Below are 25,012 nucleotides of genomic sequence, written 5' to 3' on the forward strand. Positions count from 1 at the left end.
GCATGGCTACCGTCAGATCATCCAAGGACAATGACCCCCAAATTGGCAAAGCACCCAAAAAATCCGTGTTCCTTTGGACCTATAAAGACCCCGAGAAAAAAGGGGCGGTGCAGAGTGGTGAAATTGAAGCGGTTTCGGTGACGACTGCCAAGGTGGCTTTACGCCAACGCGGGTTCAGAGACCGCTACCTCACCCTCACCAAGCAGAAAGAATCCCTGCTCGGCGGTATCAAATCTGCCGATATCGTAGGGTTTCTCCAACAATTATCCACTTTGCAAAATGCCGGCGTCAGCCTTGTAGAATCTATGCAAATGCTCCGCTTGACCGCCAAAAAAACGGCCATGCGCAGCATGATTCAAAAAATGATGCGCAATCTGCAGGAAGGCAACCAGCTTTCCGATGCCCTGGCCCTGTTCCCAAAATTCTTTGATGCAACCAGCGTCGCCTTGGTACGCGCCGGCGAACAAGGCGGTGTATTGGATACGGTATTACGGAACATCGCCGAGTACCGGGAAAAAGATTACAGCCTCAAGAAAAAAATCCGTTCCGCATTAATGTATCCAGGCATTACGGTGGCGGTCATGATTGTGGTCGTCATCATCCTGATGGTGAAGGTCATTCCGGTCTTCGCCAAACTGTTTCACAGCTTCAATGCCCAATTACCCGCCCTCACCCAAATCGTCGTCAATCTCTCCTACTGGCTGAAGGATCATGTCGTTTTCCTCATATTTGTTCCGGCGTTATTGATTGCCGCGCTCATCTGGGCCTACCGGCGTTCGTACAAGGTCCGCTGGCAGGTAGACCGCATCACCCTGCATATACCGGTGATTGGCAAACTGCTGTTGTACGGCGCCACGGCCCGCTTCATGCAGACCCTGGCCTTACTGTATTCCGCCGGAGTCCCTATCCAGGAGTCCATGAACACCCTGGCGAAAGTTTCTGGTAACACGGTCATTGATGCCGGGGTCGCCAAAGCGCGCGAAAGTGTACTCGCTGGCGGTCGGATTGCGGATGGACTGAAAGAAACCTATTTACCGGATCTTTCCGTCCGTATGCTCTCCATCGGCGAGTCTTCCGGCAATGTGGAACTCATGGCGAGGAAAACCGGAGAACATTACGCCAGAGAAGTGGAAGAAATGGTGGCGCGTATGTCCACCCTTTTAGAACCCTTTATCATGATCATGCTCGGGGGCATTGTCGGTACCCTGGTCATCGCCATGTTTCTGCCCATGCTGGATATGGGGAAGGCCATCCTGCACGGTTCGGGGGTGTCCTGATGGCGGGCATATTGCGTCCCAGAAAAATAGAGCCTGGATGCCTGCGGCGTTGGACGCGGAATGGTCGCGATCTATGGCAACGCCGTCCCGGGCTGCTCCTGCTCAATGCCCTCGTGATTTTTGGGGTGTCGGCGCTGGTACCGCGGCGCATTTTAGGGGTTCCTCTGCTCCTGGAAATCCCCCTGTCTGCCCTGTTTTTTGTGGAGTTGCGGGCGCTGGACCAGGGTGGCCGGGGAGATTGGGCAACGATCTGGACCTTATTCCAGGGTAATCTCAAAGACATTGCGTATCTGACCCGCGACGCTTTTGTTTTTCTGTTTTTCATCGTACTGCTCCTGTTTCTGAGTAGCGATGTGGTCCACGCTGGCGCAAACGTTGCGCATACCGCTGCCGTTTTATCGCCGCTACAGCAATTGACCCAAAACCTGTTGCCCTGGTTGGGCAATGCCCTCTTCTCCGGTGTCGGTTGGGCCAGTCTGCTGGCCAGTCCGGTCAGTGGCCCACTTCTGTTCCTGACCTTGCTGCTGGGCCACGCACTACGCATGCATCTATACACCGCCTTTCAGGGCGCTTTTCTCAACCGAAAAATCACCATCGCCCTGTTATGTCTCAATATTCTGATTGGCCCATTGGTGGGCAGCTTATCGCTGGTGCTTTTACCCCTGTTGGGACACACCATGACTGGCATTTTGCTGGAAATCCTGACCATTGGCCTGCTGCAGGTCCTTATCACGGTCGATTATTTATGGAGTCGGGAGATGTTTGAGGGCACGACAGAAAATGCGCCCGCTACCCTCAAATCGTCCAGCACCGTAAAAGAAGACGCTCCTTTAACGGTTGCGTCCATGGTTGGCGCCCTGCAAGGGGTTTGCTCCCTGCAAAGGGCTGGCACCCTGCAAAGGGTTCGCTGCTATGACTGACAGCCTGATACAGATCATCGAAATCACCGGAGCGCTCCTGGTCCTGAGCGGGATATTTTTGTGGCGACACCGCCTCACGGAATCCCTCTGGGATGCCATGTTTTCTCTGTCCTGCGCTGTTTCTGCCTGGGCGGCTACAGCGATGTTTCCCATTCCGTTTTTGCTACAGCACGTCTTGCATGGCGGAAAAGGGGTGATGAACCCCTTAGCAGTGTTATGGATGATGGTCGCATTCATCGGATCATCCGCGCTGGCTTATGCCGCTTTTCGTCACCTACAGATGGCGGAGTGACGCCCTATGCATATGCCAATTATGTCCACCCATCCCAAAGAGCCGATTTACCCGGAAAGCGGCATGACCCTAATCGAAGTGCTGATTGCGATGGTGATTCTGTCGATAGGATTTCTGGCAATCGGCTATATGCAAATCAATGCGGCCCAATATGTGCGTCAATCCGCCATCAATAGCCGTGCAGCATTGATTACCAGTGCTATGCTGGCAGAACTTTGGGGCGCTGGAAACCAGAGTGTCCGCGAATTCAACGCGGTTAAGACATCCACCCCTTCCACATGGCCCACATCGGGTATCCCCGCTCTGGACGTGTCTCGCTGGGCCAATCAATTACAAAAAACGCTGCCTGACGGTAAAGGCTCCGTTGAGATCCGTAATGCAGCCGGGAATGCTTGCACCCAACTCCCTTGCACGGCAACGGTGACGGTCACATGGTCCAGCATTTCCGGCACACAAACTCATACAGGCAGTGAATACCTTGTTGAACCGTGACCAGAATTCGCAGGAACAGGGATTAACCCTGATTGAGTTGCTCGTGACTTTAGCGATTGCATCCATCATTGCCCTGGCTGTTTCCGAAGGGTTTATTTTCGGGGAATGGAACTTTTTACAGGACCAGACAACGGACAATATCGTGAACAGTGATCGCTATGCCTTGCAGGTGATCTCCAGTTATCTGACTAATGCGGGCTACGGTTTCAGCGATATTGGTTGTCAAAACTTAAGCGCCTATGAACAAGGGTCTGTCCGCGCAGTTTCTGCCATTACCGTATCACCCAGCGGTACCCCCACCAGCAGTACACCACCACCCGTTTCACTGACCATCATCCGGAGCCGTTCGGATTATGCCGGCATACCGGTCGGACAAATGGTGCAAGGCCCCCAACCGGCAAGCGCATCCTTCCATATCAGCGCCAATACTTCGGGCAATCAGGCAACCTGTCCCAGCATGATTCAGGGCGGCAATACCCTGATTGCGGCTTTTCCGCAAAATCAATGCGCCCTGATCACGGCCACCAGCGCGCCCGTCCTGAACGGTCAAGGGTCCTGCACGGTACCCTATAGTACGGGCAAAAACGGGGGCGGCACCTTATCGACCTTACTGCCGAACCTGACGTCGGCGGAGATGGAAGATGCCGCTGTTTATGTCATGGGTAAACCTGCCTTGACCACCACCACTTTTTCCGTCACGGCGAGAACGGCTGCGCAACCGGGAACCCTGCAAATCAGCACCAATAGCGGTCAGCCATCCCTATTCGCGCACCATATTGATGATATGCAAATCCTGTTTGGCTATAACCCCTCTGGCGGCAAAACCGTCACCCGGTATGGGTATTACGCGCCGCAGTACGCCCAGGATATTCGCACCGCCAGCATTGCACTGGTCGCCAGCAGCCGGATAAAAATCGCCAGCATTGTAGCGCCCACGAAGATTCCGCTTTTCCCCGCGATACCAGCTGACGAAAGCATCACCGGTCACGCGTTACCGGCCCTGTATTACCGTCCACCGGCAGGCACGACCCATCAGCCGATAAATGTCATGCGCGCCACGGTGCCCGTCATGAATCAGATTTGGTAACAGGAGAACCAGCATGCGTGTCCATTCCCCGAACGAATCTGGTCAAGTCCTTTTGATGACCATCATTGTCCTGCTCATTCTGTCTTTTTTGGGCTATTTGGCGATAGCGTATGGGGGAAGCTCTGCGCGCATGACCTTCCAACAATCCGCGCGGGATACCGCCAACCAGCTGAGCTCATTAGCCGTGCAGGACGCGATTCAGTGGGGGAATACCCACATTACCTTTCCCCCGGGCATACCCGCCACAAAACCGAGCTACTTTTACAATCAATCCTGCAGTAACGGAGGGATCGACTGTTCGACGCCGTTTTCGGCCAGTCAAGTTGCTGCGTCGTCTCCTATCTGGGACACCGCAGCCACCGTGAGTAGTCAGGTAGTCACGCCGCTGGCCTCCAGCTTACCGGGCGCTACCGTCAAGTGGATCATGGAATACTATGGCAGCGGTTTATGTACGGTATCCGGATGCTCCAGCGATAAGGCGCCGACCAATATTTGCCGTTGTTACTATTACCGGATAACCGCACTGGCCACCAATGACCCCAACCATCCCAATGCGGGCATTTCTGCGGTTACACAAACCCTTTTCAAGATTCCTCAACCGAGATAGTCCGGAGCGTCCTATGCAATGCCTGTCCAGTCAAAGAAACGTGCTGATAATGATGCTAGGGACTGTATTATGGCTCCTGAGCGCCACCTGGGCCAGCGCATCCACTTCCCCTTTCCCTACGCTCCCCCTCGCCACCATCCCGCTCATCAGTGTGCAGTATGGCGCACCGCAAATTCTGTTTGTGCTGGACAATTCCCAATCCATGGACGGGAATCTGGCGGGGGCCATCATGACGGGTTCGGGTACCGTGAGCACTTCTGTCTGCACAGAACCCGACGGCTGGTGGGGATGCCAAAATACCACCACAAAATCCGTCAATGCACACACCTCCAGTCCTTCCGATTTTACGGTACCCAGTGGCTTTGTACCGCCGGTCACAGGCGGATCTCCCGGAACCCGTGAACCGTACACATCCGATAGCAATGGCACTCTGGTGGATAACTCACCCAGTCGTTTGAATGTGGCAAAGGCCGCCATTGAACAGGCATATCGCCAATGGAACGGGGTCATGGACTTCGGGCTCATGGATTATGGGGTGCAAGGCACGCCCAGCCTTTATACCACTTGGGTCTATGACATGAGCGGACCCGATGGGTTTACGTTTGGCGACAGCAGCACCGCACCCAATGGCCTGGAGGCCTTGCCGAATCCCTGCTATTACGCTAACACCCAAAGCACCAACGCGTGCGGCCAAATTCACACGTTTTTTGAAAATCAGGGGGTCAGTGGCAGCTTTTCCGATCCCTACCTGTATATTCAGGCGAGTAGCGATGCGCCCGACATCAATGATGTGTTGTATGCGTCTGGTGGACTATCTACCAATTTCATCACCTATAACGGACCCTCTCCAGCCGATCCCTACACGAGCTATAACCTGCAGGATTACAATAACGGGAACATTTCCGAGAGTTACAGCAGCAGTACCAGCGGTTACGGTGGTTTCTCCACCAGTCCGACCAATGCCGGTTATGTCCCCTATTCCCCGCAGGTGTGGTACTCCGAAAGAGGATTCGGGTACGACAACAATGTCACCAATGCGGGCCATCTGGTCGTGCCCATAGCGACCTCAAATGCCGATGCCAGCGATTTTGCGACCGCACTGGCACCAGAAACCAATAATCCCGCTTCGGGGGAAATCAAAGCGGATGCCGTGAATGCGACCATGGCGGGCACCTTGCAAAGTGCCTATGATTATTTGACCGGCGTCTCCCTAGGCTCGAACGGCAACCGCTACCCCACATTGCCCGTCAGCAGCTGTAATGGGAAAAAATATGTCATCCTGGTCACCGACGGACTCCCCACCGTGGGCATCAATGGGACCTTATGGCCGCCTTTAGGCAGTGCAGCGGCAGCAGGATATGGCGTCACGGCGACTTTCCATAAGAATGGCTCGGTCAAATCCACCAATGACCATGCGTTGACGGACACGATCACGGCCATCACCGATCTGGCCAATCAGGGCATAAAAACCTACGTGGTAGGTCTGGGGGCAGGCGTTGACCCCAGCAAGGATCCCGCCGCAGCCGCCACCTTGAAAGCCATGGCCGTAGCGGGCGGCACACAGGATTACATTCCAGCCAAGACACCAGCCGCCTTGTCGCAGGCTTTAACCACCATTCTGCAAGCCATTGAAGCACAGCAAAGCACTACCGGCGTATCGTTGAATTCATCCAGTGAAACCGGAGCCAATCTGGTCTATCAAGCCAGTTATATCACCAAATTATGGACAGGCAACCTCAAGGCAGAAAGCCTCAGCAGTATTTTGAGCGGATCAGCCTCACCGACGGTTCAATGGCAGGCCTCCGGTAGTCTGCCTGCCGGCACGTTAACGGCAAACAGCTTACAGAATGGGGCTACGCCGAACGTCTTCACCTGGAATCCCAGCGCTTCCAGCACGGGAACCAGTAACGGTAATGGGCTAGGGGAGCCCTTCGTCTGGGCGGATTTATCCCCGACGCAACAAAACGAACTGGAAACCGGTTACACTGCGCTTCCCGAGGCGCAGCAGCAAGTTTTTGGGAGCTCCGCAGCCTATGGACAGGCGATTATGCAATGGATGCTGAATGGCAATACCAGCGGTGGAATTTTTCGCAGTCCGGCCAGTCTGTTAGCGGATATTGTCAATAGCACGCCCTTGTATGTCGGTGCGCCCGATTCAGGCAACTTATCCCCTTCTTACCAGGCTTTTGCCACCGATCATGCGGGTCGTACCCCAATGGTGTATGTGGGTGCGAATGGTGGGATGCTCTACGGCTTTAACGCGGATACGGGTACGCCGGTATTCAGTTTTGTACCGAGTGGCGGCATTTATGCGCGGCTCTCGGCCCTGCCACAAATCGGTTATACCCATCAATTTTATGTCAATGGCAGTCCCAGTGAAGCCAGCATCCAGACCAGTAGCGGACAATGGGAAAGCGTGCTGGCGGGCGGGTTGGATAGCGGCGGACAGAGCATTTATGCCCTCAATGTCACCAACCCGACGGCCTTCACGGCCAGCGATGTGTTGTGGAACTTTACCAGCCCCGATTTGGGTGACACATACAGCCAGCCACAGATCACTGAAGTGGATGTCAACGGCACCCCCACCTGGGTCGCCCTTTTTGGGTCGGGATATAACAGTCCCGCCGGGTATCCTTACTTATTCATTGTCAATGCGGCAACGGGCGACCTCATTCAATCCGTGAACTTATGTGCCAGTATCCCTGCCGATGAAGCGGCGCAGGATTGCAATACACGCTATCCAGACGGACTTTCTACACCCGCCCTCGCCACCAATGGCTCCGGATTGATCGCCAGTACCGTCTATGTCGGCGATCTGCAGGGGAATTTGTGGCGCATCAATCTGCAACAACTTTTGAACCCTTCGCAGGGTACCAACCCCGCTTCCGATAGTGGAACGGGTACCCCGCCCACGGTTTCCGTGCTGTACCACGCCACGACGACCAACAGCAGCGGCACGGTAGTTCCCGCACCGATCACGACGCAACCCCTGGTGACTCCCGCACCATCGGGCGCGCCCGCCGGGAATATGGTCTTTTTCGGGACAGGGGAATTACTCACTACACAAAATCTGACCAACACCAATGTGCAATCCGTTTATGGCATTCTGGATACCGGAACGGGCAAGACGATCACCCAAAGCCAATTACAGAAACGCGGAATCATGGGGGCCACAACCGCTTCTGGACAGAACATCATCGTGGCCTCCAGTAATCAGGCAACCGATATCGACTGGGCGGATCAAGATGGATGGTACATGCCATTGACAGGCAGTGGATTACCCGTGGGATTGCGGGTCATCACGCATCTTGATCTGAATCTCAACCGGTTGATTTTTTCGATATACGCGCCCAATGTCGCCACTTGCGGGGGTTCGGGTCAGAGCTATCTCATGATACTGAATTACTTGCAGGGGAGGTCATTTGGTCAGCCACAATTTTATGCCGGAAGCCACTTTACCGATCCTCTCACCAGTAACGGCAAAAACGCCATGGGCGCCTCTCTGGGCCATCAATATGCGGGGTCACCGACACAAACGGGGAATCACTTGTTGGTTCCTTTAGGAAATGGTCGTATTAAAAGCCTGAGCTTGCCCAGCCCGTCCGTGGCACCGTTTGGGTGGAGGAGTCTGCTTTGAAACTTTGCGCGCTAAAATCAAAACCGTGCAGCCTGGGATATATTGGGCAGCGAGCACAAGCCATATTCAGAAACTAATAACTGCGCATATCTCGCCGCTTATCCTGCCGGTCCACGGTAGTTTGCCGTAACGCCGCCTCCACCATATCCACAAAATCCCCCAGATTGGGATGTGGTGGAATCAGGTCGTCCCTAAAGTCCACGTCAAACTCCGCCTCAATGTTCAGAGACAACTCGACCAGCTGCAAAGCCTCCAGGTCAACAGGATGGGCTTCCGGCCAGTCAGGAGCATCTTGAAAGCCAAAGCCGGCCAGCATGTGTCCGATTCGGCGCCGAATACTGTTTCCGGCTTTCGGTACGACGGGCAGTTTAGATGTTTTTGGGTAAGACATACGTTTTCCTTAGCAAAACCATATAGATAAAAGAATAACATGGGCAAAGTGACTGAAATTTGCGCGGCATTTCATCCAGAAGACTTTTCCGCTTTCGCTACCAGCACCGTGTCCCTATCCAGCGCATCGGGGGTTTCCGCATCCCACGGCGAATGACCCCAGATAACCAAGATCTCCCGAAGACTCGCGTCGAAGCGCAGAGAGGCGTCCCAACTGCCCAGAAGCGGCGAAGGCTCGGCCCACATCAGGCGGCGCACATTCGCTGCGACTTGAACCATGGCAAGAGGGGTACTACGAAAAAGAAACCAACGCTGATATACGGAACATAGCGGAGGCCATCCATCGGCTCCGGCATAACCCAGACAAGTCAGTGCGCTGACGTTTTCACGCATTCCCAGCGGATCATGCGTTTGAATGGATTGACACCAGGCAGACAGAGCGATCAAATCTTCGGAGCGGATTGTCGCTTGCAAAGAATAGGGAATCCCATGGGGCTTGTAGCGTGTGTCGAATGCAAGAAGCCAATTTCGGAGACGGCTAAGGTGTGTCCTTATTGTGGGCACACCCCAGGTCCTGGGGCCGTTCGCGAGCATTTCCGCCAAAGACGCAAACGCCTTCTCCGAATCCTGGTTGGCCTCGCCTTTGGGGTCGGCGGACTGGTTTTCTTGTGGTGGAACCTGCGGCACGGTGCCATCGGCGCGTTCTGGAACACGCTTCACCACCCCTACGAGTGATTGCAAGTCCGCCTGAATCTTGTGCGAAGAAAGCCTGGGTCGATATGTGTCGCTCTGCAGGGCAAAAAGCTGGAGGAAAAATACCAGTCGATGAAAACCGTCAAAGCTGCCCGCCACTTCCCATTCATAATGCAAAACCCCCATCGCCCACGCCTGACGCAACACGTCCTCCAGGTCCCGCGCCGCATCCAGACTACCGGCGAACATGACATACGGCGGCTGCGAACGGCGCAGATGCCCTTGGCAGGACGCGATAGTCCTGAAGCGTCCATTGGCGTTCAGGGCCACCACCAGAGGCAGGACACCGCGATCAATGGGCACGGGCGCGGAGCGGTTTTCCGCAGTCATCCAGCATCCGTCTTGGCTTTGAGCCGCTGCGCATCCCCCACATACTTCGGAATCCCAACCACCGGCCATTTCTTGTTGTGCCAGATATGGCAGTGGACCAGATGCGCGCTCGTTTTTGCCATCAGCCACTGGAAACCGGACTGGTCTGGACGTTTGGGACCCGAACGGATCCCGGTCCCCTGGGGAAAAATCACCACAGTCCCGCCTGCTTTGAGTGTGGCAATCAAAGCGCGAATCCCAAAAGGTCGGCTGGCATCCAACGCAATCATGCGATGACCGCCGACCAGTCGCCCATACACATTGAGGGCCATGCGCCAGAAAGGATGCCGCGCAAAATCCGGATCCACGGCAAAAACCGCATGGCGAATGCCGCGACTTTTGGTGAGCCAACGGGCCACCGCCGGGCCATCCAGATAAGACGTGTGCGGCCGCACAACAAAGAGCGTTCCCGTTTGGGAGTAAACAGCAGCGATATTGGACGGAATCTGGTTCATAAAGAAACCTCTCGCGTAAGCTGTAGAACTTCGTTCGCATACCGAACGGCCATAGCGGGTCTGCCACCATTCGCAATCAGGGTCGGCCCTGCGTTGTAGGCCATGAGCGCCAAACGTCGATTACCATCGAAGCGTTGTATCAGCATGGAAAGAAAACGGGCGCCACCCTCAATATTGGATGGTGCCTGCCAGGGATTGACCCGCAAGACATCCCAGGCCGTAACCGGCTCCAGCTGCATGACGCCAATGGCTCCGGCGCTGGATACACGGGTTGCCGAACCCTGGAAATTGCCGCCGTTTTCCACATAGACAACGGCGGCGACCAGCACCGGCGAAATATGCGCATTCTTTGCCGCATGACGGACCAACGCCGCATAGGGGCCAGCGAGTTTCTTTACACGCCTTTTCAATAACAGTGCGGAATTCCGATTCTTTTTGGACGTTACCGTTTTGATCGGGATGGCCTGTTGCGCGTGTTTGGCGAAGTCCACTGCAGGAGATGCACCCGGAAAGCTAAACATGGACGCTATAACTGCGGCCAGAGAAAGTGTTCGTATCATTTTTTTACCTTTCAGCCGAGACTCATTCGATTTTTTATGGCTGCAAACGCAACCGCTTTTCTCCGTTCAGTCAATTAAAATGGAAGGATTGTCTACTAATGGTAACAGGCACGCCGTAGTGCAAAATTTTGTAAGTAATGGGCGCGCTGTTATAAGGCTGCTCCACACAACCGGCACTTTGCGGGAAGCCATAAGACGCTCTGGGATAATAGTGGATCCCGCGTCCAGCATCGAAATAATTGACCCACAAAATGCCTGGGTCATCATAAGGCTGCCAGCGTACCGGGTGACCATTGACCACGCCTCGTGCAGACTGCATAAGCGATGAGCCTGCCCATTGCGGCACCTGTTTTCCTGCCAGGGTCCGATAGGCGGCCCAGGAAATAGGTACGGGAAAAGCCCCGCGCATGGTGGTCTTTGGTAAACGTTGATAAATCGGCCAGGTCCCGTTTGGGGTGGAGCCTAGAACGCCGGTATTCACGACAGTGCCCCAGATCCAGCCATTGCGTACGGCGAAACCCTTAAGCTCATCGCACCATGATGCCGGCACAAAATGCACACCGCGCTCCCAGACATGCAGGGATTCAGGAATCGGTGTGCCATCGGCTTTTGTCACATAGACCCACTCGTAATCCCAGGCATTCTTTTTCGCATCCTTGGAAAAAAGGGCACGAATAACCGCTTTGTGTAGATGACCTTCGGATACCCCGCCCGGTCCAAGAATCCCGTTCTGTCTTTCGAACTGGATGACCGCGCCCCGAATGAACGGATTGTGTTTGTTCCAGGCGTATGCATCGACGGCCCGTTGCAGGGGACGCGGCACGCGCCACAAAAAGGCATCGTGGCGAATCCGTGCACCATCCTGACCATGGATAAAAGCATGGGTTAAAGGGAGATAACCCAAAACCTGCAAACGGGTCACCACCTTCTGAAAAGACGCGTTTTGGTCGTGAGGCTGCTGCTTGTGACCAGGGGCTGTAGCCGCAATGGACCTATTGATGCGGGCTACGGCGCGATGGTAAGCCAAAACAGAGGTATTGACGACGGGTGCTAGCGGTTTTGCTTGGCTATGTGGAGGATGTGGATGATGCAGGTTACACCCGGATAAGAGTATCGCCAGCGGCAAAAACAGCCATTTTAAGGGCCTTGGATGATTCGATCGATTAAGCAACTGAACAGTTTTTAAACGCCGCATAGCCCCTTTCCCGGAAAACCTACCAAACTCCATGATAAGGATTGTTTTCTGGAATACTTTGTTAATAACCGGCTATTTTGGCGTTTTATTCAATGACGCGAAGGGCCTCGCGCTTCAGGATATGGCAGGGATTAATGCTTGGCATTAATCACGGTCAAAAATTGTTCCGCCGCTTTTTGGCAAGGCTCAGACACCTTCGTATTACGAAATCCGCGATGCTGGGCAATCCAGTAATGTGAGAATTTTGGCTTTTTCTCACCATTTACACGCACAAAAGAACCCCGACCGGGGCGAAGTTCCAAAGTGGAGACGCGCGCACCTTGGTGGTTGCGCACAGAAAACAGACGCGAGCGGCCAGAACGGCAATCCTCGTCGTACTGGTCCACGCAATGATCCATAATCTCCCCCTCTTCCCACAGGTCCTTAGTACACACCAGTTCCACGAACAGCCAATCCCCCGGCGGCAAGGTATAAGCGAACTGGCCCTGCGCATTGCGCTGAATGCCCAAACTGGACAGAAGCGGTTCCCAACAAAAATTGAACGGGGCCTCTGTCTCAGTACAAATCCAACCCACTCGGGGTAAATGTCTGTGCCATTGTTCTTGAGCACGATTGGCCCATTCAAGTACCGCCTCTTTTCGTTTGTTGGCTACAGGGAGTTGCCGGAGAATGTTTTGGTAACCACGTGACAATGCGCCAGGGCGCTGATTGACCATGAAGTGCAACCAGTCATACACCAAATCCCGGTCGAAGCGCGGGTCAGCATCGAGCCATCGGCTTATTTTGAGTACCAAATCCAGTTCGTTGGGGAGTCTGTCAGGTGACGCATAAGGATCCAGCACTTTGCCCACAAGCTGCCCGAAAGTGGCCCCTGATGGGGGTTTTTTGCCATTCAGAAAATGCAGCATCCCCACAAGCGCCACCCGATCCTCCCCTTTATGTCGGATGAGATAATACATAACGCGTCTGAAGGTGTTAGGGCTCAACTCAGCAAGGCGATGTAATGTTCTCATCCCTGCGCGGCTCACCCCTTGCGCCTGCATGGCCGCCTTGAATTGCTGTGCATAATGCGCAGACTGTGCATCACTCTGGAGGGTGTTTTCTACGAACGTCCGAATCCATGGTACCCAAGCACGCCCCAACAAAGGATGAATAGCGTAAAGAGATTGGTAAGCCTCCCGCTCATGGACGGCATCCGCCAGCACCGTGTCGTTCACGTTGTAGATATTACCGGCGTTTCTGCAGGCGAGTTTCCAGGCTGGTTCCTGAACGGCCTTTTTCGCATAACCAGTCAGCATAAAATGGAAAAACGGCATCTCAGTCAGCAGATTGACCGGAATGCCCCACAGATGCAGCTTGGCCACACGCAAAGCCTTCTCGATGATGCCAACCGTCTCATCATCCTCATGCACCAGGGCGTCTTGCGGATCCCCCCGATTTGGGATTCCCATCGCCGTGTAGATTTCATCCAGCAAAAGGCTTCTACAGGTTTGAGCCATCCACTTTTCATTGACAGGATCATGCCATTTCCGCAAAGTCAGTTCGCGGTCCAAGTGCGCCCAATAAGTCCCGCCGTGATCTAGCGTGCGTTTGAGGTCCAAGCACCTTGCCTGGGCAGTATTTGGAAAAAAGGTGAAACAATGCTGCCCGTTCTGAGTATCCTCAGGAACGATAAGACGCGGGCAGCGTTCTTTGACCCTGTGAACAACCTGCTGCGCGATGAGATAGGATTCTGTGGCCACTACGAACTCCCCACAACACAAACGATTTGGCCTACCAAGAACCTGCGGTTAGACCATCCGTACCATTCACTATGAGGCTTGCGCTTCGGCGGGAATCCGTTCCTGGCGACGTTTGCCCGCCTCCGCGAATAGGGCGTCAATCTGCTCGGGCACCCCCTTCCAGAAGCCTTGCTCATCGACAATTTCCACTCCCTGCAAAGCCCTGCCGCCGGCCCGGGACCAGACAATCCGCGCAACGCGTCGATTTTTCTCCCGTTTCAGTTCGATCATGCCATTCAGAGACCGGGCCAGCTTCTGCCGTTCCATCTCGGAAATGGTCTGGTTCCGAATTTCCTTGCCGTTTCCATCACGTCCGGTTTCGTAGTGCCAGATCATCGCCACATCGGTGCCCAGAGAAACCGCCGCGTCCTGGAAAAGACGAATGGCGTTGGCCTTGTCAACGAATGCAGAAGATTTGTTTTTGTTCAGCCTGCGCTCGTTCTTCGCAAGGGCTTCAGCCGCCATACGCTTATAGATGGGCGTGAGTGAATCAATGGCGATTAACTGGATGCCTGCTTCCTGAATATCCCGTGCATCACGGCGCAGTGCTTGCGAAATGGCGAGCGGGTCCTGACGGTCCAACACGTCCGGCAGAAACACTTCGCAGTTATTCACCCCATCGATTTCACGTCCACGACCTTCTGTGTCCACCACAAGAATCGTCTTGGCCATGGCCGTGAGAAACGTGCTCTTTCCGACAAGCCGAGGTCCAATCAGCGCCCAATGCCTGGGAGCCCTTATCATATCGCGCGCTCTAATGAGTGCCATATTGCCTCCGCCTCAAATGGATAATGACTCCAATTATACGCCCCATGCATCAAGGCCCTTTTTAAAAAAATTCAATCCGGAAGGGATGCGGGTGTGCGGCATAAGAATGAACCGAATTCCAAAAACCTTACGGACCCATGGGGGATAGGCAAACTGTATCGAGGATAAGCGATATTTTGGTCGTTAAAAAATGGCGAAATTCGGCTTTATTCTAAAAGTCGTTTTTTAGTAGGGCCGCTATTTGTGGGGGGCAATAAGCCCTGGGACGGGATCAATTTGATCCCGCGACAGGCCTCTTCTGCGAACCTGCAGGCCGCTGGCTCCTGCGTCCTACAGGGATAACCCCCTGCGTAGAGAAAGCGCGACCATTGGCGGAACCAGGCATAAGGCCTTTTGAGGTATTTAATCAGAATCTTGCAAGGAACAAAGGGCTGTGCTATATATCTTTATACCCAGTAACCGGCTGTGCATCTCGCCTTCTGGCGAGGGGTTATCTTGACGCTTTTTGGAGCGCCTACAGCCGAATACCGGACACAAAACATCATCGCATTTGGTGTGAGAGTCGCGCCTACTTATGGATAAGGCGCACGTTTATTTGGCGTAATCTAATGGATATTTTGGAGGAACGTCATGAAGACAGACATTCATGTCATTGCTAAAAACGTGTTACATCATGTAGATATGCATATCTTAAGCCCAGCCTATGCGATTGGTATTAGTACCATCGTCAGGTTTTACGCAAAAAACGCCCAGTTTCGTCGATGGATCAAAAGCGTTCCGCCCAGCAGGGTACACAAAATGCTGAGCGTCATGGTGCGGGAATGCGCCTGGCGGAGTGAGGCGTGGTTGGCGGAATACATCAGGAACCGACAGACACAAAACGCCGCATGATGCCCGCCTGAATTTTCATTTGATGACCCGCAAAGAGGGTCTCTCCGGCTTTTCCTGAGAAACAGCGCTGCGCCCTGAGCGTTCTGCAGGGCCAGAAGCCGGCGGCGGCGCATCAGGCAGCACCGGCTCCGCAAAGCCCATACCCTCCTGTGTTTCTGCCGCATAAATAGCTATCACGGCGGCCATAGGAACGTCCACTGTCCGCGCTACGCCACTAAAGCGGGCATTAAAGCGGATCCAACCATCGGCCATGTTCAGGTTGCGGCACGCATTCGGGGAAATATTCAGCGTCATGCGCCCATCTTTCTCATAACCGCTGGGGACGGCCACCCCAGGATAATCAACCAGCACCAGAATATGCGGTGTATAGCCCTGGTCAACACACCATTGATGGATGCCATTCAGCAAATAAGGCTTGGCACTTTCAGGCAACACGTTGCATTCTCCTTTCACTCCGGGTCTGGACAATCATCCTCCAGACAACATGCCGCTCTTTATAGCCGAATTTTAAACTTACGCCAAAAGAAACTTTAGGCATTAGTGCAAAACTCTAGGTGCAGCATCCACCGTGTCGTCCATGGCTGGCGCCTTCTTCACTCCAACAAAATTCACCTTCCAGATCACCGAAGCCACGAGCATATCTTTGTCCAACCTGGTCGCTGCAGACGGTATGTTCTTCAATTGAGCGTAGCTGGCTTTGAGCGCTGGCACCATCACTGTAAAGCGACCATTTCGCTGGATAGTATTCAAAACCAACTGCCATTCCGGCGCATCCTCAGCCCAAACGCCAATCAAAAAATTACTGATAAAATGCGGATTTTTCCACTCCTGTTGCATAATGATCGTCCGATTTTCCAGATCCACAAGAATCCGCAAAAACATCGGTTGCCACAGCCCACGATGTTCTCCATGGGCTTCCCCATTGGGCTTGACCGGCCATGAAGCCAACCAGGCCCCGTGCTGGCAAAGGTTATTGATCATCGAAATAATCAGCACACCATCCTGAGTCGGCACCAAAAAACTGATGAGCGCGCCCAGGGGATCCGGCAACGTGTGCAACCAGGCCGGCTCCACCAGATCCGTTTTCGGCTTGGCCGTCGCGGGCAACAAAAAATCAGCAAACCGCGAAACCGATTTGCGCAGCCAGTAATGCGTCCAATTACTGATCTCCTGTTCCAGCTCCTGCAAAGCCTCCTGCGTTGCCTTTTGCATATCAAGCGCCATTCTCAGCCTCAGCTTCTGGATATTCGGCACTTCCGCCCGCCATTTTTTCCTGCCGCCGCCACATCCAGACAAACAGCATCAGCAACAGGACATTGCCGCCGATAGACGCCCAGGGAAGCATCTGCTGCAAATCGCCTGGAGTGGTATGACGTAAGTTCTGGATAACGCCATTCTCTTTGACCAAATCGTCTTGCATGGTGTTGGTCAGTGCATCCATGCTCTGCATCTTCTTTTGCAAGACCTGATCGGACATCAGCAGACGATGCTCCTCAAGACGCTCCGCAGGCGATACGACCTTTTTCACGACGGGGTGGATGGTGGATGGGGCGCTGGTTAAAATCAGTTTTGTGGCAGGAGCCGTTTTTGGGGGAGTCGCTGCGGGTGATTTTTTTCGCAAGAGCGACGCTACCGACGGTGCCGAATGCGCCTGACCACGCATCCAGGCAAACGCCTGTGTAGGCGTCATTGCCTGCACCTGCCGCATATTGGGCAGAGTCAACACAACCCCAGACCGCAATTGATTCGGATCGCCCGCCACAAAAGCGGCAGGATTCGCGCGCACCAGCGCCGCCATGATCTGGTCCGGCGTTACGGTCTCATTACCGCGCAAAGCCACCGCAATCTCGGACAAGCATTGCCCGGCACGCACCCGATATTGCGCCATCCGCGACCAGCCATGATACAGAGGGGCTGCACCCTGCGAAGGGGTTGCACCCTGCGAAGGGCTGCCGCCTGCAAGGCTTGCGCCCTGCAAAGGGGTTGATGATGGCGCTTGCTGGGCGATGTGCTTTTCGGCAACAGCCTTCACCGGCGAAACAGGAGGATGCACAGGGGCCTCAACAGCCGATGCCGCCGCCCCTCTGGGTAACGCATATTCCCGCATCACCTGCCCGCCGGACCACTGCGCCTGCACCAGCAAAGACGTGGCTTGGGTGACCGGCGTAGGCGCCGTGACCAGAAGGTGCCAGGTCGGCTTGCGGACCAGTACCGCTTTCCAGCCCGGGGCGGGGGCTTGTATACCCGCCAAAGTGTAAGTGTCTTGATGTTCGGGGAAACCTGCCAAGAGGGAACCCCCCTCAGCATGGGTGACGGACTGGACGGGAATAATCGCCTTAAATGGATGACCAGGTTCCGAAAGAACCTGCATGTTCCCCAGTCCCAGGGCCAAAGCGGTCGAAGGCAATAGGCCTAGAACACTGGCGATTGACACCTGGATGAACGTAGATTGACGCATGATTACCTCCGTTTTCCAAAAGGGTTATCAGGCTTTTTGGCTACGACCAGCGCTTTCTTTCCTTCGAGCAAGGCCTTTCTCGCCGTTCTCCAGACCATGTGCTCATAAGGATATGGCACTAACCGCAACCGGCCATACAAGGCCATCACCTCCTCCAGCGCCGCCACGGTTTCCCGCAAAGCGGCCTGCTGTTGCGCTGCTGCTTCTGGCGAAAAGCCTGCTGACCGCAAACCTTTGACAGGATGCATGCCTTCTTGCAGGCGGCAGTCCCTTGCAGTGCGCAAGCCTTGCTTTCGGCAGCCCTTTACTGATTTTATCAGACGCCGACGGTGACTTTTGATTGTGTCCATAAATAGCCCTGCCCAATATCCACACCCGCAGCTACAGCAATATGCCGGTCTGCTTCGGTTTCGATAAATTCTGCTATCACGGTAATGCCATGAGCGCGCAAGGAATCGGCCATACCGCGCATGAAAAGATGGGGATTTTCGGCTTGTTCACGGGCATGTATCAGAATCTGTCCGTCGATTTTCCCGAAGTGTGGATTACAGGCAATGGCGCGCCCCATGCCATCCACGCCTGCCCCAATATCATCAACCGCAATCTGGTAGCCTAACCGCTTGGCTTTCGCAATGGCGGCCAGAACATCCGGCATCTGCGCATGATGGAAACTCTGCTCGGTCCATTCCAAAACCAGACGACCAGAATCAGCGGGATACTGGCGCAACAGGTCAAAAATAACCGGATCGATGAACTGCTCGCCGCTTATATTGATGAACAGTAACCCCGGATATTGCGCCAATATACGCGGAATTTCCTGCACCATAAAAGCATAAAAGCGATACCAATCCGGGCTATTGAAAGCGGGACAAGCGTTAGCGCCCGCCAATAACTCATGACCGATAACGCTATGATCAGACAAACGCAGCAACGGTTCCAGGCGGTAATGAAAGTCCAATACGTGGCGGTCTGTTTCTGTGGTATTCATTTGATTGATTCTCTTCATGGCAGTGGAATGGGTTTCATGCTGTAAAGTGGACTATGTCCGACGTGGATTGGCGCTTATTGCTAGACTTGGATCCATAAAATGCGTGAGTTAACTGTTCATTGATGCCTTGATACGCAGCATTGTAGGTCTTGGTGTCTTCTCTATGCGTACTGCCTGCATCGCACCACTTGGCCTCAGCCGCATCTTGTTTCGGATGGTTTGCATAGCATTTACTCGTGTGGCCGCCGTACGGTCCGTCATGGGCTTGCGCAGCACATCCTGCCAGGCCCAAAACAAGACCTAGCGCAATAGCCTGAATAATTTTTTTCATGATAAAAGCCCTCGCTAATAAAAAAACCGACAGTGTGGTATCACTGCCCGCAATGCTTCCTGGATAGCGTCATCGGGGTAACCCGTATCCGAAGTCACCAAGGTCACTTTCTCGGTCCCGCCGCCTTCCCTGGGGCGTTCCATGTGTTCCACAATCGCCAGACCCAGATTTTCCGCGAGCTCCGGCGACAGAAAGTGGTCTGCAACGATGGGAAACACCACACCATGATTGGTCATCAGCGTTCGGGACAGCCCTTCCCAAATATGAATGACCACCCATAAAAAGTGATTTTCCAGAATGTCGTACGCCATCTGGTCTTGCGTACAACGCAGCATCCATGCGGCAGAAAAAGGATCCCCGGTAAAAATCCAGTCAAAAAAGGTGTCTCCACCAATTCGGCGCTCTATTGGGGCAGGCTTCCCATCGTAAAGGCGGGACACCATATCGCGTATGCCGGCTTCGAGCAGACTATCGGGCAAATACAGACCCACACGGACATTTCCCCCCAAGACCAGGGCCAGCAGATCCACACGATGGGATACCTGCTTTTCCGGTTCGTTGGACGCAGCCGGCGATGCGAAGGCGGCGCTGGCTTTCCAAAAGCCCCTGGAACGGACCTTCAGCGCCGCTTCCGTCACATCGGGTATCAGGCTGCCCGTTAATCCGGATCGCCAAAAACCGCTTTGATAAGACGCGCCATGCAATCCGCCAATCCGGCGATCCAGTGCTGTAAATAACTGTTCCAGCATCTTGTTGTGGGTTATCCAAAGAGTTTGAGCCATACGCTGTTCCCCAAAATCCAGTAATGCGTTATCCCGACGACATCAATCACCAAAAAAACCACCTGCGCCGACACCAGCGAACCCGAATTTATTTTGAGGCCGTACCACAGCCACAAGGCATTGGAGAGGGTCCACGCGACAAAAAGCCCACGCATGGAAGGATCATGAAAGAGGGCCAGAATCAAGGCGGCACCAATCGTAAAAGTGCTGCCAGCCCGGCCGGCCCACACCCAAAGGGGCACACGGCTTTTGTACCAAGCGGTTGAAGGCGATTTTTCAGCGGCCATCACGGCGTCCCCGACTGGCTGGCCAGCACCCGATAGCGCCCCAATACCGCCGGCACGTAATGCTGGGTTTGCGTAAAATCCGGAATATGGTCGCCCGCTTCGACGACCGCTTGGCCTCCGGCGTTATACCCTGCCAACGCCAGAGGCCAGGAGTGAAATTCCAAGGCGAGATGCCGCAAATAGCGGGCACCGGCCAGCATGGCGTTGCGGGGATTAAAAGGGCTCCCTTGCCCATATCGCGCCCATGTGGACGGAATAAACTGCATCAACCCCTGCGCCCCGGCAGAAGAGACCGCCTGCGGATTGAATCCGGATTCCTGCCAGGCCACGGCCATCAGGAGGGCCTTCGGCACCCCTGTCTGGGCACTGGCATAGGTCGCATCCTGAACAATACGGGCAGGGATAGCGGGTATCCCGTTTATGGGCGTGCCTTTCCAGCCTGTGCCTGGAACCCTGTCCCCGGCATGCTCTGCAGCGAGAATCCAGACACCAGCGGCCATATTCCAGCAGGAATCATGCTTAACGCGCCATTCCGGGAACCCGGCATAGCGCAACAGTGGCAACCATCCAGCAGGGATGTGTATGGGACCATAGCGACGCGCGCTCACGGAAACATTTTGCTGTGCGGTGTAGTAGCGCTGCACCACAGGCCAGGAAACGGCATAAGTCTGGGCCGCCTGACGCAAACAGGCCGGTACGGGCTGAGCGGTGACTTTGGCATGGTTTTTCTGCACCTGTTCAACCGCCAGAATCAAGGCCGCCGCCGCGATGTTGGTGCAGGCATCGGTTTTGAGTCGCCGAAGGCTAAACCCATTTTTCTCCAGTATCGGCAGCCATACCGCCGGAATGCCCATCACGCCCACGCCCGCGTGCGAACGGCCTGCCTGCGCATCATATTGGCTCACCAGCGCCGCACGGCGCACCTGCCAGTGTTGGGCGGCCGCTTCCAGACAGGGTGGTATCATCATAGGGCCTCAGCCACGGCATCGCGCGGAAACCGCACCCCAAAACTGGCCCACACCGACTCCATGTAATCCAGGGTGCTTTCGCTCTGGCGCAACCACTGCGGGTACTGAGCCGTCACCTTGCTGTGAATGTGCATGGGTTCCACCCGGCAACCCGAGCGGAAACGGTCATGCTGGCGCTGCAGATACCCTTCAAAGGCGGTTCGGGTGTACGGCAGTATGGTTAGTTTGCGATTGTTCAGGAACAATCCATTGGTCGCCATGATCTCGTGATACCGCAACCAGTAGTGCAGGTAGGCCGTAAAATAGGGCATTTTCGCCACAGCTTCAGCTACCACCCCTTCCTGCGCCCAGGTTTCCAATACCCATCCTTCAATCGCGCTGCGCGGATACTGGGGAAAGAGACCGTTTTCGGGCATACCGCCGGCTTTTTCTACCAAGGAAAGACAAGCGGCGGCGGGATGCCGAACCGGGACCACATATTCAGCATGCATCCCGAAAACATCCCGAAAGAACCGCGCTTCGTAGATGGCCTTCGTAGCCTTTTTCGGAATGGTCCGCAAGGCGGGACGCGGAGAGTCCACCACACCATCCACCGCGTCGGCATCCCGATCGGTCCGCTGTGGGTCATCCCGAAAGAACCAGTCCGCCATGACTATCCACTCGGCAGTCTGCTGCATCGCTCTGCGGGTCATGGGCAGCCATTCCATGCCATCATGACTCAACCAGGCCTGCCGGATATCCGGGAATCCGTCATGCATAAACCAGGCGGGATAGTCCCGATAATCCTTGCCCAATGCCCGCAGTAATTCTTTGGTCAGGTAACTGCCGCCATGCCGTGGGGCACTCACCACAAAGATAAAACGATTCCGGCCTTGCAGGTCCGCCATAAAATCCCGGTTTCCCGCCATCAATGCGGCCAGCACATGATAGGCGCGCAACACCAGATTCCTGCCCAAGGGCGTCAGAAAAGCCTTATCCGCTGCCCGTTGTACGGTCTGCCGAAAGGCCGCCATATCCGCCTTTCTCAAGGACGGCGACATGTGTTCCGTGACCTGATCGCCCCAATCCCGCTCTACATCGTGATACACACCGCCCTGGGTCACGCTATCGAGGAAAATAGCGAAATTGGCAGAAACCGGAAAATCCACCGCATCAAAGGCAAACCCCATACCGGTTTTTGGACGCTGCTGCACGATATGGGGCGCCGTCTTCACAGAACTGGAAGACATTGTATCGCCCACCGTTTAACCCGGTACCATGCCCGGGCGCAAAATCGGCATACCGTCGGGACTGACGCCGCCGGATGGGGGCGCATTAAAACGGATCCCGTCCTTTTTCGCCTCACTGGCCAGGCGCGTGAGGATATTGGACTGCTGTGGAGAATCAATCTGACCACTATTTTGATGGCCTTTCCAGCTGGTGGACTGATAATGTCCGATTTGCGACGAGAGCTTCAGGATCGTGCCATCGCCCAGTATCACCTGATGCGGGTCCACGGCCTGCACCAAATGCCCATCCAGCGTGCTTCCGGCCTTCACCGTATAGGTGTTTTTCCCTACCTGAATCACGGCACCGCGCTGCCCCTGATCGTCCATAATGGCGACCACGGCGAGATGTGCCCGCTTGGCCTGGGTCGCTTTCTGCACCTGATGGGCCACCTGTTGTGCCCGGGCGGAAGCCGCAGTCAAAGCCTGCATTTTGCCGCGCAGTTCAGCCACGGCTTGTTCCAGTGACCGCAACTGCGGAGAATGGTCCAGCGCCATGGAACTCGCCTCGCTATCGTACTTGGCATAGCTGGCCCGGGCTTTGGCGATTTTGGTCTGGAGCTGCAGAATACTCAGTTTATTGGACAGTTTTTGCACAGTCCCCGGCGTGCCCATAAACGGATTGATATAACCGGCGGTCACGGCATGACTGGCAGCCTGCGGCATTTCTGGCGCGGACATGCGGCGCGATGGCGTGGGCATGGTCAACGGCGTTACTGGATGCGATGGGGCTTGCACGGCAGCGGGGGAAACCGGATGCGGCGCAGGCACCGTGGGTTTTACCGTAGTGGGATGAGGGGTGATCGGCTTTGCCGGAACCGTCACGGCGGGGTGATGCGCCGATGGCGCCACATGAACGGGGCCTATCAACACATGCTGCTGTGCCTTGGCTGCGGGAGTCGGCGTGGATGGAACCGATTCCTTGGACACGGGGGTCTTGGCGGAGGGGATGGCAGGTGCAGGCACCGTCGCTTTACCGGCCGCCGCTTCCAGAATGGCGTTCACCCCCGCCGTATTGGCATAAGCGGGCAGAACCGTCATGGCGGAAACCACCGCACCCCATAAAAGACTATGTATCATTCGTGAATTTTTCATATTCAATCCTCAGTAGTTACCAATAACAGGGTCCGCCAGAAGCACACCAGAAGGTGCCCAGGCATAGATAAAAGCGGTATAAGGGGGAGATTGCAGATTACCGTTACTTGAAGAGGGATCCCTGTCATTTCCATTACAGGTCCCCGCCGCTGAACCGGAGTTCGGCCCATTCCCCACGCCGAACAGAAAACCCCAGGCAGAGGTCACCGACGCATCGGATAAACCCAATGACGTCACAAAATCATTGTTATTCCAGGTAGCCGGTTGAACATCGCAGAGCGCGCCTGAACCGTAGTAATAACTGACGGTCGAGCCATCTGGATTTTGACCGGGAAATGCCCATCCAGGGCCGTTACCATTCCCCGAATTCGTAATTACCGATGCGGTATCCCAATAACTGGCATTGGTCCCATCATTGGGGTCGGCAGAAGCAAAATAATCAATATCCGCATTACGTCCTGGGTTCGCCAGATATTGCGTCGTAAAATAACTGCTATAGGCCTGTGCCACTTTATGCATGCGCTGCAGGGTCACTTTGTAGAGATGCGCTTCAATGGCATAACCCGAGACCTGGGTTACCAAATCATGCTGTGCGCCTTTTTGGGTCCCCAAATCAAAAGCGCAGCCATACTGATCATTGGCTGGATCTACCGTGCAGGTATACGTCACCCCTTGGCTTTGTGGGGTGATGCCGGCAGGTAATCCATTGGTAGAAAGAAAACCGACATCATGGAAGTACAGGGGGTACCCATCATACTGGGCTTCCATCTCCGGGCTGACATACACCCATACCGGCTGACCAAAACCGTCTGTAGCCAGATGCAGGGGAGAATTACCTGCAGCGCCGGCTATGGCATAAAAACCCGGTTGAATACTCTGCGGCTGCCCAGGTGTAAAAGCCCGGGCAGGCGTGACAGTCTCCGTACCATCCGTCAAAACATCGGTATTAATCCCATTGAGGCCATTCCCAATCCACTGGGAGTGACCAGCGGTAAACACCAGGGCACCATTGGCACCGGTGGTATCCACCACCATGGCATCCTTGGCATAGGCGGTCTTGGTACCTTTGGCGAGCTCCTGCATGCGGGCTTCTGTGGCGGTTTCCTGGGACGCATGGAGCGCCTGCATAAATACGGGAGCCAGGACACCCAGCAATAGCGTAAAAATAAAGATGGCAAAGAGCATCTCGATGAGCGTAAAGCCCTGCGCTCGTCTGTCCATTTGAGACGCTACCAGACGTACCGACGCACCGGACTCCATCCGTTTTGCGCTGCGCCCTGCGAAGGGCTGCCGCCTGCAAGGCTCGCACCCTGCAAAGGGCTTGCACCCTGCCAAGGGGTCTGCTTTTGAGCAAAGAGCCCCTA

The 25,012-nt window shown here is 54.8% G+C and carries 27 protein-coding genes; 8 read left to right on the forward strand and 19 right to left on the reverse strand.

Features of this window, described 5'->3' with window-relative positions; genetic code table 11:
• Positions 1 to 2: 2 nt before the first annotated feature.
• Genes GCD22_RS07965 through GCD22_RS07995 form a run of 7 tightly spaced genes read left to right on the forward strand, consistent with a single transcriptional unit; the run spans position 3 to position 8,312 of the window.
• The gene (locus GCD22_RS07965; RefSeq protein WP_153940602.1) at positions 3 to 1,277 is read left to right on the forward strand and encodes a type II secretion system F family protein; all 1,275 of its coding nucleotides are present in this window, start codon (positions 3 to 5) and stop codon (positions 1,275 to 1,277) included.
• Positions 1,277 to 2,197: a hypothetical protein gene (locus tag GCD22_RS07970; protein WP_153940603.1), complete on the forward strand. Its 921-nt coding sequence runs from the start codon at positions 1,277 to 1,279 to the stop codon at positions 2,195 to 2,197. The genes GCD22_RS07965 and GCD22_RS07970 overlap by 1 nt, the downstream gene beginning before the upstream one ends.
• On the forward strand, positions 2,190 to 2,489 hold the full coding sequence (locus GCD22_RS07975; protein ID WP_031574815.1) for a hypothetical protein: 300 nt from the start codon (positions 2,190 to 2,192) through the stop codon (positions 2,487 to 2,489). The genes GCD22_RS07970 and GCD22_RS07975 overlap by 8 nt, the downstream gene beginning before the upstream one ends.
• Positions 2,490 to 2,495: 6 nt before the next feature.
• Entirely contained in the window at positions 2,496 to 2,981 is a 486-nt protein-coding gene (locus tag GCD22_RS07980) for a type IV pilus modification PilV family protein (RefSeq protein ID WP_081576906.1), read from the forward strand.
• Positions 2,968 to 4,068, forward strand: a complete 1,101-nt coding sequence (locus GCD22_RS07985; RefSeq protein WP_031574820.1) for a PilW family protein — start codon at positions 2,968 to 2,970, stop codon at positions 4,066 to 4,068. The genes GCD22_RS07980 and GCD22_RS07985 overlap by 14 nt, the downstream gene beginning before the upstream one ends.
• A gap of 13 nt (positions 4,069 to 4,081) precedes the next feature.
• Positions 4,082 to 4,675, forward strand: coding sequence for a pilus assembly PilX family protein (locus GCD22_RS07990; protein ID WP_031574822.1), 594 nt, complete (start codon positions 4,082 to 4,084; stop codon positions 4,673 to 4,675).
• 49 nt (positions 4,676 to 4,724) lie between these two features.
• Entirely contained in the window at positions 4,725 to 8,312 is a 3,588-nt protein-coding gene (locus GCD22_RS07995; RefSeq protein ID WP_170286711.1) for a pilus assembly protein, read from the forward strand.
• Between the two features lie 73 nt (positions 8,313 to 8,385).
• Here GCD22_RS07995 and GCD22_RS08000 read toward each other — a convergent pair whose 3' ends face one another.
• From GCD22_RS08000 to GCD22_RS08035, 7 genes are all read right to left on the reverse strand, one after another.
• The gene (locus GCD22_RS08000; RefSeq protein WP_031574832.1) at positions 8,386 to 8,703 is read right to left on the reverse strand and encodes an acyl carrier protein; all 318 of its coding nucleotides are present in this window, start codon (positions 8,701 to 8,703) and stop codon (positions 8,386 to 8,388) included.
• A gap of 71 nt (positions 8,704 to 8,774) precedes the next feature.
• On the reverse strand, positions 8,775 to 9,785 hold the full coding sequence (locus GCD22_RS18475) for a hypothetical protein (RefSeq protein WP_051690728.1): 1,011 nt from the start codon (positions 9,783 to 9,785) through the stop codon (positions 8,775 to 8,777).
• On the reverse strand, positions 9,782 to 10,279 hold the full coding sequence (locus GCD22_RS08015) for a 1-acyl-sn-glycerol-3-phosphate acyltransferase (protein WP_051690729.1): 498 nt from the start codon (positions 10,277 to 10,279) through the stop codon (positions 9,782 to 9,784). Before GCD22_RS08015 ends, GCD22_RS18475 begins: the two co-directional genes overlap by 4 nt.
• Positions 10,276 to 10,839, reverse strand: a complete 564-nt coding sequence (locus GCD22_RS08020) for a transglycosylase SLT domain-containing protein (RefSeq protein ID WP_140390942.1) — start codon at positions 10,837 to 10,839, stop codon at positions 10,276 to 10,278. Before GCD22_RS08020 ends, GCD22_RS08015 begins: the two co-directional genes overlap by 4 nt.
• A 70-nt stretch (positions 10,840 to 10,909) precedes the next feature.
• Positions 10,910 to 11,761 carry a L,D-transpeptidase family protein gene (locus GCD22_RS08025; protein WP_140390944.1) on the reverse strand — a complete coding sequence of 284 codons (852 nt, stop codon included), beginning with the start codon at positions 11,759 to 11,761 and terminating at the stop codon, positions 10,910 to 10,912.
• A gap of 404 nt (positions 11,762 to 12,165) precedes the next feature.
• Positions 12,166 to 13,533, reverse strand: a complete 1,368-nt coding sequence (locus GCD22_RS08030) for a PcfJ domain-containing protein (protein WP_142086127.1) — start codon at positions 13,531 to 13,533, stop codon at positions 12,166 to 12,168.
• A gap of 312 nt (positions 13,534 to 13,845) precedes the next feature.
• On the reverse strand, positions 13,846 to 14,583 hold the full coding sequence (locus GCD22_RS08035) for an AAA family ATPase (protein WP_153940604.1): 738 nt from the start codon (positions 14,581 to 14,583) through the stop codon (positions 13,846 to 13,848).
• A gap of 630 nt (positions 14,584 to 15,213) precedes the next feature.
• Here GCD22_RS08035 and GCD22_RS08040 point away from each other — a divergent pair.
• Positions 15,214 to 15,474, forward strand: a complete 261-nt coding sequence (locus GCD22_RS08040) for a hypothetical protein (protein WP_031574851.1) — start codon at positions 15,214 to 15,216, stop codon at positions 15,472 to 15,474.
• A 15-nt stretch (positions 15,475 to 15,489) separates the two neighbouring features.
• Here the strand turns inward: GCD22_RS08040 and GCD22_RS08045 are convergent, their stop codons facing one another.
• From GCD22_RS08045 to GCD22_RS08100, 12 genes are all read right to left on the reverse strand, one after another.
• On the reverse strand, positions 15,490 to 15,909 hold the full coding sequence (locus GCD22_RS08045; RefSeq protein ID WP_031574854.1) for a ClpXP protease specificity-enhancing factor: 420 nt from the start codon (positions 15,907 to 15,909) through the stop codon (positions 15,490 to 15,492).
• Between the two features lie 102 nt (positions 15,910 to 16,011).
• Positions 16,012 to 16,686: a hypothetical protein gene (locus tag GCD22_RS08050; RefSeq protein WP_035211301.1), complete on the reverse strand. Its 675-nt coding sequence runs from the start codon at positions 16,684 to 16,686 to the stop codon at positions 16,012 to 16,014.
• Between the two features lies 1 nt (position 16,687).
• Positions 16,688 to 17,932: a type IV pilus assembly protein FimV gene (locus GCD22_RS08055; protein ID WP_153940605.1), complete on the reverse strand. Its 1,245-nt coding sequence runs from the start codon at positions 17,930 to 17,932 to the stop codon at positions 16,688 to 16,690.
• Between the two features lie 2 nt (positions 17,933 to 17,934).
• Positions 17,935 to 18,180 (reverse strand): hypothetical protein, encoded by a 246-nt coding sequence (locus tag GCD22_RS08060; RefSeq protein WP_153940606.1) that lies wholly within the window; start codon positions 18,178 to 18,180, stop codon positions 17,935 to 17,937.
• A gap of 68 nt (positions 18,181 to 18,248) precedes the next feature.
• Positions 18,249 to 18,920: an EAL domain-containing protein gene (locus GCD22_RS08065; RefSeq protein ID WP_211371700.1), complete on the reverse strand. Its 672-nt coding sequence runs from the start codon at positions 18,918 to 18,920 to the stop codon at positions 18,249 to 18,251.
• Positions 18,921 to 18,954: 34 nt separating this feature from the next.
• Positions 18,955 to 19,251, reverse strand: coding sequence for a membrane lipoprotein lipid attachment site-containing protein (locus GCD22_RS08070; RefSeq protein WP_142086132.1), 297 nt, complete (start codon positions 19,249 to 19,251; stop codon positions 18,955 to 18,957).
• Between the two features lie 14 nt (positions 19,252 to 19,265).
• Positions 19,266 to 20,033: a hypothetical protein gene (locus GCD22_RS08075; RefSeq protein WP_140390952.1), complete on the reverse strand. Its 768-nt coding sequence runs from the start codon at positions 20,031 to 20,033 to the stop codon at positions 19,266 to 19,268.
• The gene (locus GCD22_RS08080) at positions 20,012 to 20,320 is read right to left on the reverse strand and encodes a hypothetical protein (protein ID WP_226842604.1); all 309 of its coding nucleotides are present in this window, start codon (positions 20,318 to 20,320) and stop codon (positions 20,012 to 20,014) included. The genes GCD22_RS08075 and GCD22_RS08080 overlap by 22 nt, the downstream gene beginning before the upstream one ends.
• Complete coding sequence (locus GCD22_RS08085; RefSeq protein WP_081576917.1) at positions 20,320 to 21,288, reverse strand: lytic transglycosylase domain-containing protein; 969 nt, start codon at positions 21,286 to 21,288, stop codon at positions 20,320 to 20,322. The genes GCD22_RS08080 and GCD22_RS08085 overlap by 1 nt, the downstream gene beginning before the upstream one ends.
• Positions 21,285 to 22,517 carry a hypothetical protein gene (locus GCD22_RS08090; RefSeq protein WP_081576918.1) on the reverse strand — a complete coding sequence of 411 codons (1,233 nt, stop codon included), beginning with the start codon at positions 22,515 to 22,517 and terminating at the stop codon, positions 21,285 to 21,287. Before GCD22_RS08090 ends, GCD22_RS08085 begins: the two co-directional genes overlap by 4 nt.
• A gap of 15 nt (positions 22,518 to 22,532) precedes the next feature.
• Positions 22,533 to 23,648 (reverse strand): hypothetical protein, encoded by a 1,116-nt coding sequence (locus GCD22_RS08095; protein ID WP_153940608.1) that lies wholly within the window; start codon positions 23,646 to 23,648, stop codon positions 22,533 to 22,535.
• Between the two features lie 9 nt (positions 23,649 to 23,657).
• Complete coding sequence (locus GCD22_RS08100) at positions 23,658 to 24,869, reverse strand: type II secretion system protein (protein WP_170286712.1); 1,212 nt, start codon at positions 24,867 to 24,869, stop codon at positions 23,658 to 23,660.
• Positions 24,870 to 25,012 lie beyond the last annotated feature (143 nt).

Source organism: Acidithiobacillus thiooxidans ATCC 19377 (assembly GCF_009662475.1).
Lineage (GTDB): Bacteria > Pseudomonadota > Gammaproteobacteria > Acidithiobacillales > Acidithiobacillaceae > Acidithiobacillus > Acidithiobacillus thiooxidans.